Source organism: Agrobacterium sp. 22094 (assembly GCF_052046015.1).
GTDB lineage: Bacteria > Pseudomonadota > Alphaproteobacteria > Rhizobiales > Rhizobiaceae > Agrobacterium > Agrobacterium cavarae.
Map to the genome: position 1 here is coordinate 1 of NZ_JBQEPX010000030.1, position 409 is coordinate 409.

1 protein-coding gene is annotated in these 409 nt (G+C 32.3%); it reads left to right on the forward strand.

What is annotated here, in order from left to right:
- Positions 1-188: 188 nt before the first annotated feature.
- Positions 189-409, forward strand: a 221-nt coding sequence (locus tag ACTJK5_RS23045) for an SDR family NAD(P)-dependent oxidoreductase (protein ID WP_440613322.1), incomplete at its 3' end; no start/stop codon positions are given.

Here is a 409-nt window from a genome sequence, read left to right on the forward strand (position 1 = left end):
TAGTGTATGTGTGCTCACGCCTAATAATTTTGCTACCTCGCTAATTGTGTACATACTAAAACTCCCTTCACATGTTTGCTCTCATATATTTTATAACCGTATCAAATTTATAAAAAACGTTTGACTTAGAGTATACTCTAACAAATACAATCTAACCATAAATGAATTTGAATTTAGGGGGATTTTATATGAAATACACGGTTATTACTGGCGCAAGTTCCGGAATTGGTTATGAAGCAGCTTTAGCATTTGCATCTCGCGGAAAAAATTTAGTACTTGTAGCTCGAAGACAAGAAGAATTAAACGAATTAAAATTGAAAATTAACGAAATGCATCCAGAATTGGATGTTGTCATTCGAAAAACTGATTTATCTGTTACTGCAGATGTTTATAAACTTTATGAAAGCCT